Genomic DNA, 13670 nt, shown 5'->3' on the forward strand with positions numbered 1-13670 from the left:
CGGGAACAACGACGAAGATCGCATCCTTACATTAACCGGGCTAATCGATTTGGGGACGCGCGGTGCCTGAGCTGGAGATGAGAGAGCTTGAGTGCTTCCTCACGCTGAGTGAGGAGCTGCACTTCGGGCACGCCGCGGAACGGCTGCGCGTCTCCCAGGGACGGGTCAGCCAGCTCCTGCGTTCGCTGGAGCGCAGGATCGGCGCCCGCCTCCTCGAACGCACCAGCCGCCGGGTACGGCTCACCCCGCTCGGCGAGCGTTTCCTGACGGACCTGCGTCCGGCCTACGACGCCCTGCGGCAGAGCGTCGAGCGCGCCAGGACCGGGGCGCGCGGCGTCGAGGGGATCGTGCGGATCGGCTTCTCCGGCTTCCTGAACGAGCAGGTCATGACGGCGATCAGGGCCTTCGAGGACCGGCACCCCGCCTGCGAGGTCGAGACCGTGGAGTACCCGTTGGCCGACCCGTTCGGCGGCGTGCGCCGGGGCGAGGTCGACGGGGCCGTCGTCCCGGCCCCGGTCAGGGAGCCCGACCTGGTCGCGGGGCCGCTCTTCTCCAAGGAGCCGATGACCCTGGTGGTCTCCGGCCGCCACCCCTTCGCGGGCCGGGAGTCGGTCTCCGCCGAGGAACTCGCCGACTGCGTGCTCGTCGACATCGCGGAACCCGCCCCGCGCTACTGGCGCGACCTGCAGGTGCCCGCCGTCACCCCCGGCGGCAGGCCCGTGCCCCGGGGGCCCGGGGTCAGCACCCTGCAGGAGGCGCTGACGCTGATCGCCGCCGGCCGGGGGGCGATGCTGCTCTGCGCGCCGAGCGCCCGCTACCACGGCCGCCCCGACATCGCCTTCGTCCCCGTCACCGGCCTGCCGGACTCCGCACTGACGTTCGTCCGGCACCGCGACAACGAGACCGCCTCACTGCGCGCCCTCGGCGACGCCCTCGCCGTGTGAGCCGCGGCGCAGCGTGTACCCCCGGGTGACCGCGACGAGGTCACCGTCCTCCCTGGTCGCCGCGACCAGTCCCGGGGGCCGGGGCACGAAGCCGGGCACCGCGGACAGGCCGTCGCTCTCGGAGATCGCGATGACACGGACCCGCTCGGCGGGCGACAGCCGTACGGTGACCCTGACCCCCTGGGAGGGGATGCCGCGGAAGCGGATCTCACCCGGCCAGGTGCCGGTGCGCGTACCGGTGACCTGGACGCCCGCCTGGCCGAACCGGCCCGCGGACACACCCGCCCAGGTGATCGGCCGGTCCAGCCGCAGCGTCACCGAACGGGCTCCCCGGCCCGCTGTCACGCGCATCGTGAGTGTGCCGCCGTCGTAGGAGGACACGACGACCCTCGGGCCGTCGGCCCTGATCGCCGGGGCGGGGCCCGTCCACAGCGACCCCCGCGCGTAGCCGGGCGGCAGCCCGTCAACGGCACGCGCCGAGACGTACCGCCTGGTCCACCCGGCGGGTTCGGGGTCCGCGCTGGCCCAGTGCGCGACGCGGGTGTCGGCGTCCATGACGTAGGCCAGGTGCGTACGGCGTGGCCGCTCGGCGTCGAACCCGTCCACGGCCAGCCCCGCGCCGACCAGGCAGACGGCCAGGACGGCCGCCGTCACCGGCACACGCCTCGGGAGTACGGCGGGGCCGGGCTGGAACAGTTCGACGAGCGGCGCGACGCCCAGCCAGAACAGCGCCAGCACCAGGGCGCCCACCCCGCCGAGCGCCAGGCCCATCCCGTCGAAGGCGTTCCAGGCCAGGGAGGGCAGCACCGCGGCGGCCGTGACCGGTCCCAGTGTCGTCGCGACCGCCCGTACCCAGGCCGGCGCTCCGGTCACGGACGCCGCCAGCGCGCCGAGCGCGCCCAGCAGCGCGGGCAGGGTGAACAGGAAGGCCGCTCCCGGGGCGAACCAGGCGCACAGCGCGCCCAGCCCGGCCGTCCAGACCAGCACGGCCGCCGACAGCGCGGCCGGGCCGAGCCTGCGGCGCAGCGGCAGGTACCAGCAGAGCACCGCCAGCGCGGACATGACCGCGATCGCCGCCTCGAAGGCCTGCGGGCGATGTAGAAGTCCGCCCATCGTGTCGTACTCGGGCCGCAGGCCGACCAGCAGTTCCCACAGCCCCTGGGCCATGGCGACCGAGGCGAGCAGCGGCAGGACCGCCGAGACCGTCGCGACCGCCAGTCTGGGAAGGGTGAGCAGCCGCCGTACCCGGCCGAGGACCACCAGGCCCGCGACCGCCAGTACGGCCAGCGCCGCCAGGGGCGGGACGGCCGTGCCCGGGTAGGTGATCATGACGCCGAGGGCGCGGAAGTAGGTGACGTCGTGGTCGGAGGTCAGCGTCCGCAGGTCGGCGCCGCCCAGGGCGCGGGTCAGCGCCAGCATGGTGGAGCCGTGGTGCTGCAGGCTGCCGGGGTCGAGGTTCGCGACGGAGTCCGCCGCGGTGTGGTAGAGCGAGGAGCCCCTGATGTAGGCGAAGTTCATGCCGGTGAACCCGGCCCCGGTCAGCGGGGTGAAGTCGGTGTTGTTGGGCAGCAGCCGGTACATCTCGACCATGGAGGAGTCACCGCGCGGGGCGGGGACGGCGTCGGCGAACGTCTCGACCAGCCGGGCGTTGTTCCGTGAGGTCTCGAACATCAGTGAGGGGCCGCGCACTCCCCTGGCCTCCCAGTTCAGCAGCACCCCGCCCGCACGGCCGAGCGGATGCCGCCTGACGAACGCCTCGGCGCCGAGAACGCCGTCCTCCTCACCGTCCGACATCAGCAGCACGACGTCATTGCGGAGACCGGTTCCCGTGCGCAGTGCCCTGACCGTCTCGATCATCGCGGCCACCGCCGCGCCGTCGTCGGAGGCGCCGGGGCCCATCGCCGCCGAGTCGTAGTGGGCGGCGATGAGCACCGTACCCGTCGGGTCGGTCCCGGGAAGCCTGCCCACGATGTTGTCGACCTGGCCGAACGTCGCCAGCCCGGAGGCCGGGCGGGCTCCGACGGCCCGCTGCACCTCGACCTGGAGACCCTCGGCCCGCAGCCGTCCCACCAGGTAGTCCCTGGCCCGGTCACCCGCCGGACTTCCGATGGGCCGTGGCTCGGCGGCGAACTCCCTCAGGTGGTCCAGGGCGCGCCGCGCGCTGAACTCCCCGGCGGGGGCGGAGGCGGGCAGGGGCTGCATGGTGCTGTCGGCCATCGCGGACAGCACGACCACCGCCACCAGGACGACGAGGGCCGCCGGCCCCGCGAACGCCGTCTTCTTGAACATCTTCTTGAACACGGTCGGCGACGATAGGTACGGCCGACGGCTCCGCGACATGAGGCGCCTGCCCGAACCTCGCTGTGGTTTTCCACAGGTGTGGTTTTCCACAACCGGAAACGGTCACGAACCTCATGGTGACCATATCCCGACCTTCGTAACCTTCTGGGCATGACGGATTGGCTGGTAGCACTGATGGAAAGCCTCGGCGCCCCGGGGGCCGGGTTCGCGGTGGCGATGGAGAACCTCTTTCCTCCCATCCCGAGCGAGGTGATCCTGCCGCTGGCGGGCTTCGCCTCCTCCCAGGGGGAGATGAGTCTGCCGGCCGTACTGCTGTGGACCACGACGGGCTCGGTGGTCGGCGCGCTGGCGCTGTACTGGATCGGCGCGCTGCTCGGCCGTGAACGCACCCTGGCCCTGGCCGCCCGCATTCCGCTGCTGAAGGTCTCCGACATCGACAAGACCGAGGCGTGGTTCCTCAAGCACGGCCGCAAGACCGTGTTCTTCGGCAGGATGATCCCGATCTTCCGCAGCATGATCTCGATCCCGGCCGGGGTCGAACGCATGCCGCTGGGTGTCTTCACGGCGCTGACCGCCGCGGGCAGCCTCATCTGGAACACCATCTTCGTGCTGGCCGGCTACCTCCTCGGGGAGAACTGGTCCCTGGTCGAGGCCTACGTCGGCGTGGGCACCAACGTGGTGATCGCCGTGGTCGCGCTGGCCGTGGTCGTCTTCGTGGGCCTCAGGCTGAACGAACGGTACAAGGGGCGGCATGCGAGCCGTCGTTAGGGGGCTGCGGCTGCTCGGGGCGGTGACCCTCGGCGCGTTCACCGCCCTGCTCGGCCTGGTCTTCGTCCTGGTGGCGCTGCCGTTCGCGGGGCGCCCCTGGGCGCGGGCGGCGGCCCGGCGGCTGGCCGCGCTCGAAGTCCGGCGGCTCGGTCTCGACCTCTCCCCCCAGGGCGGGGGTGAGTTGGGCTACCTCGCGGCGAGGGTGCCGGTCGGCGTGCTCGGCGGCCTGGTGGTCCTCCTGCTCGGGTACGGCACGGTCACGGCCGCCGTCCTGGCCTGGACGTGGGGAAGGGGCCTGCCGTTCGACGGCATGCCGCCGGCCCCGCCGCTGATCGCCTACATCGGCCTGGCAGGGGTCTTCCTGCTCTTCCTGCACCTGTCCGGCCTGGTGGGGGCGGACGTGCTCGAACGGCGGCTGGCCGTACGGATGCTCGCCCCCGACCCGACCGAGGCGCTGCGGCGCAGGATCACCGAGCTGACCGAGAGCAGGGCGGGGGCGCTGGCGGCGGTCGACTCCGAGCGGCGCAGGATCGAACGTGACCTGCACGACGGGGTGCAGCAGCGGCTGGTCGCGCTGTCGATGCTGGCCGGACGGGCCCGCAGGGGACGGCCCGAGCTGCTCGAACAGCTGCACGAGCAGGCCCAGCAGGCGCTGACCGAGCTTCGCGAGGTGGCCTGGCGGGTCTATCCTTCGGCACTCGACTCGCTGGGGTTCGCCGAGGCGCTGGCCGGGGTCGCCGAACGTGCCGGGGTCCCGGTCAAGGTCGTCGGAGCGCCGCCGGAACGGCTGCCCAGGACGGTCGAGACGGCGGCCTACTTCGTGGTCAGCGAGGCGGTGACCAACGCCGACAAGCACTCGGGGGCGGACCTGGTCACCGTCGAGGTCCGCGAACAGGGCACGATGGTCCTCGTGCGTGTGGAGGACAACGGCGCCGGTGGCGCCGACGCGACGGGGGACGGTCTGTCCGGGCTGGCGGGCCGGGTGGCCGCGCTCGACGGCCGTCTCACCGTGACCAGCCCGGACGGCGGGCCGACCGTGATCACGGCGGAGCTGCCATGCGGGTGATCCTGGCCGAGGACTCGACCCTGCTCAGGGAGGGCCTGGTCCGGCTGCTGGCCGAGGAGGGGCACGAGGTGCTCGCCGCCGTGGGCGACGGCGAGGCCCTGGTCGAGGCCGTCTCGGAGGCCGGAGCGGAGCTCGACGTGGTGGTGGCCGACGTCCGGATGCCGCCGACGCACACCGACGAGGGCCTGCGCGCGGCCCTGGAGATCAGGCGGCTCCGGCCGGACGTCAGGGTGCTGGTGCTGTCGCAGTACGTGGAGAAGAAGTACGCGACCGAGCTGATGAGCGGCGACATCTCCGGGGTCGGCTACCTGCTCAAGGACCGGGTGGCCCAGGTGAGCGACTTCCTTGAGGCACTCGACCGGGTCGGAGCCGGGGGGACGGCCTTCGACCCCGAGGTGGTACGGCAGTTGCTCGCCCGCACCAGCCACGCCGACCCGCTGACCCGGCTGACCGCCCGGGAGCGGCAGGTGGTCGAGCTGATGGCGCAGGGGCTGACCAACGCCTCGATCGCGCAGACGCTGCACGTGTCGCAGAGCGCGGTCGAGAAGCACGTCAACGCCCTGTTCGACAAGCTTGAGCTGTCACACACCACCGGTTACAGCCGACGGGTCCTGGCCGTGCTGCGCTATCTCGGCTCCTGAGCGGCCTCGGCCGACGCGGGTTTGAGCAACTCGTCGATGCGCTGCCAGGAGCGGTGCCAGTTGTGCCGCGCCGCGGCGGCGGCCCCCGCGGCGTCTCCCGCACCGAGTGCTTCCAGCAGGGCGCGGTGCTCCTCGTATGCCTCCTCGTGCACCCGGACGTAGCCCCAGATATGGCGCTCTATCCGGCGGAGCTGTTCGTCGATGGAATCGAGTGTCTCGATCAGGACCGGGTTGGCCGCCCTGCGGTAGTAGACGCGGTGGAACTCCTCGTCGAGCGCGCTCAGCCGGTCGGGGGCGGTGGTCTGGTTCAGCGTGTCCAACAGCCCCCGCATGAGGTGCAGGTCGGACTCCGTCATGTGCGGCGCGGCCAACTCGGCGGCCAGCGCGTCGAGGGTCGCGCCGACCTGGAACAGGTGTGAGGCCCGGTCGAGGGGCAGGGAGGCGACCCGGGTCATGCGGCTGGCACTGGCCTCGACGAGCCCTTCCTGGCCGAGCCGGATGAGGGCCTCCCGGACGGGGGTCCGGCTGACCCCGAGGAACTCCGCGATCTCGACGTCACGCACGGTCTCGTCCGGCTGCAGGACCCCGTTGAGGATCCAGGCGCGCAGCTCCTCGTAGGCGAACTGCTGGGCGCTCGTGTAGCGCCGGGCTGACTTCACTTGGGGCAGGGGCACAACAGCAATATATCGGCTACCCCTCCCTCCGGCGAGCACTTGTCCCTGAAAGCAGGCCCTTGTCAGAAAAAGGACGACCGATATACTGCATGCCCATCCCCCAGAACGAGCCCCGGTGATCTCCCACGGCCGACATGGCCCACCGTCGGGGCGAGCCCGGCCCACGCCAGGAACGCGGCGTGACGAGCAGGTTTCGCGGGTGACAGGGAAGGAAGGCAAGACGGTGAAACCCCAGACTAAGCTCACCGCGTTGACGCTGGTAGGCCTGCTGGCCGCAGGATGTTCCGGCGGCTCGGACGCCGGGACGCGGGCCGCGGGCAAGAGCGGCGCCGTGTTGCGGATCGGCACGACGTTCACCTGCAACTCGACCAATCCGTTCGCGTCCATCGGCACGACCTGCGCGATGATCTTCCGCTACAACTACCCGTTTCTTGTCCAGTACACCGGTTCCGGCTCCTTCGAGGGCGACCTGGCGAAGGCGTGGACCTCCAGCGAGGACAAGCTCACCTGGACCTTCGACCTGCGCCCCGGCGCGAAGTGGTCGGACGGCACCCCTCTCACCGCCGCCGACGTGGCCTTCACCGTCAACACCATCGTGAGGTACCGCGAGGGGCCGACCGCCTCGGAGGCCGCCTCGGTCAAGAACGTCAAGAGCGCCTCGGCCCCCACGCCCGATCGGGTCGTGATCACCTATGAGAAGCCGACCGCCAACGTGCTCGGCCGCCTGGTGAAGGTCCCCGTGCTCCCGGCCCACGTGTGGGAGAAGTACGCGACCGGCGACGGGATGCAGCTCAAGCAGACCCCCAACCCCGCGCCGCTGGTCGCGGGCGGGCCGTTCCGGCTGAGCAAGTACGCCAAGGACCAGATCGCGCTGATGGAGCCCAACCCCAACTGGTACGGCGACCGCCCCAAGCCCGGCGGTTTCGGCCTGCAGTTCTTCAGCAGCCCCGACGCCATGGTCAACGCCCTCAAGACCGGCCAGATCGACTACGCGGCACCACTGCCGATCACCGCGGTCAAGCCGGTCGAGCAGGCGGGCTTCACGGTGTCACGCAGGGCGGGCTTCCGCTTCCACGACCTCATCATCAACCAGAGCCCGAACCAGAAGGCCCACCCCGAACTGCGCGACCCGAAGGTACGCGAGGCGTTCGAGCACGCCGTCGACCGCAAGCGGATCATCGAGGTGGCCTACCTCGGGTACGGCACACCGGGCAGCTCCATCGTGCCTCCGGCCAGCGGAGACTGGTACGACCCCTCGGTCAGCCCCCTGGACTTCGACCTGACCAGGGCGGCTGCGCTGCTCGACGAGGCGGGCCACCGTCCCGGCCCCGACGGCGTCCGGGTCGCCGACGGCAAACCCATGTCGTACGAGGTGATCATCCCGGACGTCGAGGGCGGCGAGGGTGAGCGGGCGCTGCAGATCGTCAGCGAGGACTTCAGGAAGATCGGCGTGCAGCTCAAGCCCAGGCAGGCCGACAACGCCACCGCCTTCGACCAGCTGACCGGGCCCGACAAGAAGTACGAGCAGTTCACCCTGGCCCAGTGGGGCTGGATCGCGCAGCGCGACCCCGACTTCCTGCTCAACGGCATGACCTGCGGGCAGTGGGGCAGCTGGAACGACACCGCCTACTGCGACAAGGACTACGACAAGCTGTACGACCAGCAGGCGAGCACCGTGGACGACGCCGAGCGCAGGAAGCTCGTCTGGCGGATGCAGAAGATGGTCTACGAGGCCCGGCCGTACATCGTCACCCACTACGACGACGTCGTGGAGGGACACAGCAAGAAGTGGGGCGGGTTCGGCGACTCGCCGCTCGGCATCCTCGACTCGCAGTCCCGTTACGTCCTGCTGTCGGCGACGGCCGCCTCCTGATGTCACGCACCGGCCACCTGATCAGGCGTCTGCTGACGACCCTGGTGACCATCTACGTGGTGGTGACGCTGAACTTCCTCCTGTTCCGCGTGCTGCCCGGGGACGCCGTGGCGAACCTGTCCCGCGTTCCGGGCGGTTCGCCGGAGCTGAGCGCGGCGCTGCGCAGGCAGTTCGGCCTCGACCAGCCGCTCTGGGACCAGTACTGGATCTATCTCGGCCGTCTGGCCCACGGAGACCTGGGCGTCTCCTTCGCCACCCAGGAACCGGTCGCCGGCCGCCTGGCGGAGGCCTTCGCCAACACGCTGCCGCTCATCACGATCGGCCTGCTCCTGGCGCTCGCGCTCGGCCTGGTCAGCGGCGCGCTCGCCGCGTGGTACCGGGGCGGCTGGGTCGACAGGCTCAGCACCAACACCGCCATCGCCTTCTACTCGGTCCCGACCCACTTCCTGGGGCTGCTGCTCATCCTGCTGCTGGGCTCCGACCTGCCCGCGCAGGGCATGCGCGACGAGTTCCTGGTCGACCCGACCTGGGGCGAACAGCTCGCCGACGTGGCCGCCCACATGGTCCTGCCCGCGCTGACCATCGCGCTCATCGTCTTCGGGCAGTACACGCTCGTGGTGCGCTCCTCCATGCTGGAGACCCTGGGTGACGATCACGTGCTGACCGCCAGGGCGCTCGGCGCCGGTCCGATGCGCACGTTGGCCAGGCACGTGCTGCCGAACGCGATGCTGCCCGTCATCACACTCGTCGCCCTCTCCCTCGGCAGCCTCATCGGCGGGTCGATCCTCGTGGAGACGGTCTTCTCCTGGCCCGGCGTCGGCCGGGCGATGTACGAGGCGGTGGTGCAACGCGACTATCCGATGCTCCAGGGGGTGTTCCTCGTGCTCACCGTCTCGGTGGTCACGCTCAACCTGCTGGCCGACCTGCTCTACGTCCGGCTCGACCCGAGGGTGGCCCGATGAGACTCCTGCGCGCCAACCCACGGGCCGTCGTCGGCGTCGCCGTCCTCGTCCTGCTGACACTGGCCGCCCTGCTGGCCGGGTGGCTGGCGCCGTACGATCCGGGGCGGCAGGTCGGAGCGGTCTTCGCCCCGCCCGGCCCCGCGCACCCGCTCGGGCTCGACGACGGCGGCCACGACGTGCTCAGCCTCCTGCTGTACGGCACGCGGCCGACGCTGTTCATCGGCGCCGCCGCGGCCCTGGTCGCCGTGCTGGTCGGCGGCTGCGTCGGGGTGACCGCGGGGTACTTCGGCGGCTGGGTCGACACGCTGCTCATGCGGATCACCGACTACGCCATCGTGATTCCCGCCCTGCCGCTCGGCATCGTCATCGCGGCCGTGTGGGGCAGCAGCATCGGCCATCTCGTCGTGGTGATCGCGCTGCTGCTGTGGACCTCGACGGCCAGGGTGGTGCGGGCCGAGACCTCCTCCCTCAGGAACCGTCCTTACGTCCAGCGGATCCGCGGACTGGGCGCGAGCCACCTGAGGGTGATCGGCCGCCACCTCCTGCCGCAGCTCGCGCCGCTGCTGAGCGCGATGGCCGCGCTCACCATCGCCCTGGCGATCTTCACCGAGACCGCGCTGACCTTCCTCGGGCTCGGCGACCCGGAAACCGTCACCTGGGGAACCATGATCCGTTTCGCGTTCCAGCGGACGGCGATGACGCAGGGGGCCTGGTGGGCCTTCGCCCCGCCAGGCGTCGCCGTCTCACTCGTCGTCATGTGCTGTTACTGGGTGTCCCAGTCGATCGAGGACACGCTCAACCCCCGGCTCAGGGTCGCGCACCTGGCCCGCGAGTACTTCAAGGTGGTGCCCCGATGAGCCTGCTCAGCGTGCGTGACCTGGTCGTCGGATTCCCCTCGGGCGCGCGTGCCGTACGGTCGGTCAGCCTCGACCTCGAACCGGGGGAACGGCTGGCGCTCGTCGGCGAGTCCGGGTGCGGCAAAACCACCACAATGCTGGCCATGATGGGGCTGCTGCCCGCCGGGACCGTCGTCTCCGGCCAGGTGCTGCTCAACGGCGAGGACATCCTGGCCGGTGGTGAGGCCTCGATGCGGCCACATCGCTGGACCGACATCGCGATGGTCTTCCAGGGCGCCATGAACGCGCTCAACCCGGTGCGCCGGGTCGGCGCCCAGATCGCCGAGGCCGTCCGCATCCACGGCGGCGGCAGGCGGGAGGGCAGGCTGCGCGCCCTTGAGGTGCTCGAACGGGTCGGCCTGCCCGAGGGCGTCGCCTCCCGCTACCCGCACGAGCTGTCCGGCGGCCAACGGCAGCGGGCCGTCATCGCCCTCGCGCTGGCCTGCGAGCCGAAGGTCCTGCTGGCCGACGAGCCGACCACGGCGCTCGACGTGATCGTGCAGGACCAGATCGTCGCCCTGCTGCGGGAGCTGAGCGACTCGCTCGGGCTCGCCGTGGTGCTCGTCACCCACGACCTCGCCCTGGTCCCGCGCATCTGCGACCGGGCCGCCGTCATGTACGCCGGCTCCGTCGTGGAACACGCGGCCTGCGCCGACCTCGTGCGCAGGCCACTCCACCCGTACACCCGGCGCCTGGTCGAGGCCACCCCCGACCTGACCGCGCGGCGCCCGCTGACCTCGATCCCCGGCGTGCCGCCCCGGCTCGACCTGCCGCTGACCGGCTGTGCCTTCCAACCGCGCTGCACGAGTTCACTCGACCGGTGCGCGGAGAGCCCCCCGCCGCCACGGGACCTGGGCGGCGGCCGTTCCTGCGCCTGTCACCTGGTGGAGGTGGACGCATGAGCCTGGTCGCCGAGGACGTCCGTGTCAGGTACGGCGGCCGCAGGCCGCTGGCCGACGTGCTGCTGCGCCACCCGTCACAGGGCTCGTTCGCGGTCGACGGAGTACGGCTCTCATTGGCCAAGGGCAGCGTCGTGGCGCTGGTCGGGGAGTCGGGGTCGGGCAAGAGCACACTCGCCCGGTGCATGGCCCGGGTGCAGGACCTCACCGAGGGCCGGGTGAGCGTGGACGGCGTGGACGTCGCCACGCTACGCGGCCGGGACCTCAAGGCCTTCCGCCGCCGCGTCCAGATGATCTTCCAGGATCCCTACGAGTCCCTCAGCCCCCGCCAGCGGGTCAGGGACATCGTCGCCGAAGGGCTGGCCGTGCACGGGGTGCCCAGGGCGGAGCGGGAGGAACGGGTCCGGGCCGCGCTGACCGCGGTCGGCCTCACCCCGGTCGAGTCCTTCCTTGACCGCCGCCCGTTCGAGCTGTCCGGCGGGCAGCGCCAGCGTGTCGCCATCGCCGGCGGTCTCGTCCTCGACCCCGACTATCTCATCGCCGACGAGCCGGTCTCCATGCTGGACGTCTCGGTACGGGCCAGCGTGCTCAAGCTGCTCGACGACCTGCGGGAGAGCCGGGAGCTCGGTGTCCTGCTCATAACCCACGACCTGGCCACCGCCGTACACGTCGCCGACCACGTCGCGGTGATGCACGACGGCCGGATCGTGGAGCAGGGGCCTGCCTCGCAGGTGACGCGGGAGCCCGCCCACCCCTACACCCGCGCGCTGCTCGCGGCCACCCCGGCCCTCGACCGTGGCTGAGCACCCGAAAAACCCCCGAACCGAAGAACGGAGACCCATGCGAGTCGCCCTGGCCCAGATGTCCTCCGGGCCCGACAGGGACGCCAACCTCGACCGGATGGCCGCCACACTCGACCGCGCCGCGGACGCGGGGGCGGAACTGCTCCTGTTGCCCGAGGCGTGCGCCTACCGGGGCGCGCCGTCACCCGGCCTCGTCGAGGAGCGTGACGGCCCGACGCTGTCACGTCTGCGCTCCGTGGCGGCGGCGCGCGGGCTGGCCGTACTGGTCGGCGGAATGTGGCTGGCCTCCGGTGAGGAGGCCAGGCCGTACAACGCCGCGGTCTTCGTCGGACCGACGGGCCGGATCGTGGCCGAGTACCGCAAGGTCCACCTGTTCCGGCTGGCGACGGCCGAGGTGACCGAGGACGAGGGCGAGTACACCACCCCCGGCGACCGTCTGGTGACCGTGGCCTACCGGGGGCTCTCCTTCGGCCTGTCGATCTGCTACGACCTGCGTTTCCCCGAGCTGTACCGTTCGCTGGCGCGCTCCGGTGCCGACGTGTTGTGCGTGCCGTCCAACTTCTCCGCCCTCACCGGTGCCGCGCACTGGGAGCCGCTGCTGCGCGCCCGGGCGATCGAGAACCTCTGCTACGTCCTGGCTCCGGCTCAGGAGGGGGTTGGGGACGACGGTTTCGCGGCCTTCGGCCAGTCCATGGCGGTCGACCCCTGGGGCCGGGTCCTGGCCCGCGCCGAGGAGGGGACGGAGTTCGTCACCGTGGACCTCGACCCCGCCACGCTCGGCCGGGCACGTGCCGCGCTGAACGCGCCGAACGAGACGGCCCCCGCCGTGTACGACCGGCCGGTGGCACGGGAGCGGGCCGATGACTGACCTCACGACCGGTCCCACGGCGGTGCGGGTGCCGAGGAACCTGCACCATTTCTCCTACGACCAGGCCCTCACCCCGGTGGTCGAGGTCGGCGACGGCGCCACGCTGGTCTTCGAGACCCTCGACTGCTTCTCCAACCAGGTCGTCTCCACCGACCAGCGTTTCCCCGCCGAATCCGACCTTCTCGACCTGATCGGCGCCTTCAACCCCGTCGCCGGTCCGGTCGCGATCCGTGGCGCGCGGCCCGGCGACGCCCTGGCCGTCACGGTCCGCGACATCCGGCTGGGCACGGTCGCGCCGTACGCGGTGACCCTGATCCACCGTGACGACGAACTGGACGCGCCGCTCGGCGACACCCGTGTCTGCCCTATCGACGGCGACACCGTGTCGTTCCCGACCTCGCTCGGCCCGCTCGTCCTTCCGACGCGCCCGATGGTCGGCTCACTCGGTCTCGCGCCCTCTGGAGAGGCCTTCCCCTCGCTGCTGTCCCACCCCCGGTGCGGTGGCAACATGGACTGCCAGGCGCTGCGGACGGGCAGCGTGCTCGTCGTGCCGGTCGAGGTACCGGGCGGATTGCTGTCCCTCGGGGACGTGCACGCCCTCATGGGGGACGCGGAGATCACCGGCACCGCGCTGGAGACCAACGCCGACGTCACCGTGACCGTGGACCTGCTCCCCGGGGCGGGGACCGCGATGGGCACTCCCCACCTCGACGGCCCCCGGCACATCGGCACCGTCGGATGCGCCCACGGGACCGACGTCACCGCCAACCTGCGGGCGGCGATGCGCGAGCTCCACCGCAGGCTGACCGCCGAGTACGGCTACCGCCCCGCCGAGGCCCACCACCTGCTCGGAGCGGTCGCCGAGGTCACCGTGAACCAGTGCGTCCACGGGGGCTGGTCGTCCGTCCACGTGGCGGTTCCGCGATACTCACTGCCCACCTCCCCACCGGAACCGTCGTCCCGAGACGAGTGAAC

Annotated in this window: 13 protein-coding genes; 11 read left to right on the forward strand and 2 right to left on the reverse strand. The window is 71.6% G+C overall.

Features of this window, described 5'->3' with window-relative positions:
• Window positions 1-62 precede the first annotated feature (62 nt).
• On the forward strand, window positions 63-944 hold the full coding sequence (locus ABZ463_RS21335; RefSeq protein ID WP_362778198.1) for a LysR family transcriptional regulator: 882 nt from the start codon (window positions 63-65) through the stop codon (window positions 942-944).
• Here ABZ463_RS21335 and ABZ463_RS21340 read toward each other — a convergent pair.
• Complete coding sequence (locus ABZ463_RS21340; RefSeq protein WP_362778201.1) at window positions 909-3245, reverse strand: M28 family peptidase; 2337 nt, start codon at window positions 3243-3245, stop codon at window positions 909-911. The two genes, ABZ463_RS21335 and ABZ463_RS21340, sit on opposite strands and share 36 nt — an antisense overlap.
• A gap of 150 nt (window positions 3246-3395) precedes the next feature.
• On the opposite strand from ABZ463_RS21340, the gene ABZ463_RS21345 reads away from it, so the two are divergent.
• Genes ABZ463_RS21345 through ABZ463_RS21355 form a run of 3 tightly spaced genes read left to right on the forward strand, consistent with a single transcriptional unit; the run spans window position 3396 to window position 5720 of the window.
• Window positions 3396-4013 carry a DedA family protein gene (locus ABZ463_RS21345; RefSeq protein ID WP_352015275.1) on the forward strand — a complete coding sequence of 206 codons (618 nt, stop codon included), beginning with the start codon at window positions 3396-3398 and terminating at the stop codon, window positions 4011-4013.
• Window positions 3997-5079 carry a histidine kinase gene (locus ABZ463_RS21350; RefSeq protein ID WP_362778204.1) on the forward strand — a complete coding sequence of 361 codons (1083 nt, stop codon included), beginning with the start codon at window positions 3997-3999 and terminating at the stop codon, window positions 5077-5079. The genes ABZ463_RS21345 and ABZ463_RS21350 overlap by 17 nt, the downstream gene beginning before the upstream one ends.
• A complete protein-coding gene (locus ABZ463_RS21355; RefSeq protein ID WP_352015277.1) occupies window positions 5070-5720 on the forward strand; it encodes a response regulator transcription factor in 651 nt (216 codons plus the stop codon). Before ABZ463_RS21350 ends, ABZ463_RS21355 begins: the two co-directional genes overlap by 10 nt.
• Here ABZ463_RS21355 and ABZ463_RS21360 read toward each other — a convergent pair.
• Complete coding sequence (locus tag ABZ463_RS21360; RefSeq protein WP_362778208.1) at window positions 5705-6394, reverse strand: GntR family transcriptional regulator; 690 nt, start codon at window positions 6392-6394, stop codon at window positions 5705-5707. The two genes, ABZ463_RS21355 and ABZ463_RS21360, sit on opposite strands and share 16 nt — an antisense overlap.
• A 223-nt stretch (window positions 6395-6617) precedes the next feature.
• Between ABZ463_RS21360 and ABZ463_RS21365 the strand changes: the two genes are divergently transcribed.
• The 7 genes from ABZ463_RS21365 to ABZ463_RS21395 are packed head-to-tail and all read left to right on the forward strand — an operon-like array spanning window position 6618 to window position 13668.
• On the forward strand, window positions 6618-8267 hold the full coding sequence (locus ABZ463_RS21365; protein ID WP_362778211.1) for a peptide ABC transporter substrate-binding protein: 1650 nt from the start codon (window positions 6618-6620) through the stop codon (window positions 8265-8267).
• Window positions 8267-9229 (forward strand): ABC transporter permease, encoded by a 963-nt coding sequence (locus ABZ463_RS21370; RefSeq protein WP_352015280.1) that lies wholly within the window; start codon window positions 8267-8269, stop codon window positions 9227-9229. The genes ABZ463_RS21365 and ABZ463_RS21370 overlap by 1 nt, the downstream gene beginning before the upstream one ends.
• Window positions 9226-10086: an ABC transporter permease gene (locus tag ABZ463_RS21375; protein ID WP_362778215.1), complete on the forward strand. Its 861-nt coding sequence runs from the start codon at window positions 9226-9228 to the stop codon at window positions 10084-10086. Before ABZ463_RS21370 ends, ABZ463_RS21375 begins: the two co-directional genes overlap by 4 nt.
• Entirely contained in the window at window positions 10083-11027 is a 945-nt protein-coding gene (locus tag ABZ463_RS21380; RefSeq protein ID WP_362778218.1) for an ABC transporter ATP-binding protein, read from the forward strand. The genes ABZ463_RS21375 and ABZ463_RS21380 overlap by 4 nt, the downstream gene beginning before the upstream one ends.
• A complete protein-coding gene (locus ABZ463_RS21385; protein ID WP_362778220.1) occupies window positions 11024-11827 on the forward strand; it encodes an ABC transporter ATP-binding protein in 804 nt (267 codons plus the stop codon). The genes ABZ463_RS21380 and ABZ463_RS21385 overlap by 4 nt, the downstream gene beginning before the upstream one ends.
• Window positions 11828-11864: 37 nt before the next feature.
• Entirely contained in the window at window positions 11865-12695 is an 831-nt protein-coding gene (locus ABZ463_RS21390; protein ID WP_362778222.1) for a carbon-nitrogen hydrolase family protein, read from the forward strand.
• Window positions 12688-13668, forward strand: coding sequence for an acetamidase/formamidase family protein (locus ABZ463_RS21395; RefSeq protein ID WP_362778224.1), 981 nt, complete (start codon window positions 12688-12690; stop codon window positions 13666-13668). The genes ABZ463_RS21390 and ABZ463_RS21395 overlap by 8 nt, the downstream gene beginning before the upstream one ends.
• Window positions 13669-13670: the final 2 nt, after the last annotated feature.

This window comes from Streptosporangium sp. NPDC020145 (assembly GCF_040631275.1).
Lineage (GTDB): Bacteria > Actinomycetota > Actinomycetes > Streptosporangiales > Streptosporangiaceae > Streptosporangium.

Bases quoted from the DNA above. Each gene is read 5' to 3' on its own strand.
- ABZ463_RS21370 (WP_352015280.1), top strand. From the start codon at position 8,267: ATGTCACGCACCGGCCACCTGATCAGGCGTCTGCTGACGACCCTGGTG.
- ABZ463_RS21375 (WP_362778215.1), top strand. From the start codon at position 9,226: ATGAGACTCCTGCGCGCCAACCCACGGGCCGTCGTCGGCGTCGCCGTC.
- ABZ463_RS21380 (WP_362778218.1), top strand. From the start codon at position 10,083: ATGAGCCTGCTCAGCGTGCGTGACCTGGTCGTCGGATTCCCCTCGGGC.
- ABZ463_RS21395 (WP_362778224.1), top strand. From the start codon at position 12,688: ATGACTGACCTCACGACCGGTCCCACGGCGGTGCGGGTGCCGAGGAAC.
- ABZ463_RS21350 (WP_362778204.1), top strand. From the start codon at position 3,997: ATGCGAGCCGTCGTTAGGGGGCTGCGGCTGCTCGGGGCGGTGACCCTC.
- ABZ463_RS21385 (WP_362778220.1), top strand. From the start codon at position 11,024: ATGAGCCTGGTCGCCGAGGACGTCCGTGTCAGGTACGGCGGCCGCAGG.
- ABZ463_RS21390 (WP_362778222.1), top strand. From the start codon at position 11,865: ATGCGAGTCGCCCTGGCCCAGATGTCCTCCGGGCCCGACAGGGACGCC.
- ABZ463_RS21355 (WP_352015277.1), top strand. From the start codon at position 5,070: ATGCGGGTGATCCTGGCCGAGGACTCGACCCTGCTCAGGGAGGGCCTG.
- ABZ463_RS21345 (WP_352015275.1), top strand. From the start codon at position 3,396: ATGACGGATTGGCTGGTAGCACTGATGGAAAGCCTCGGCGCCCCGGGG.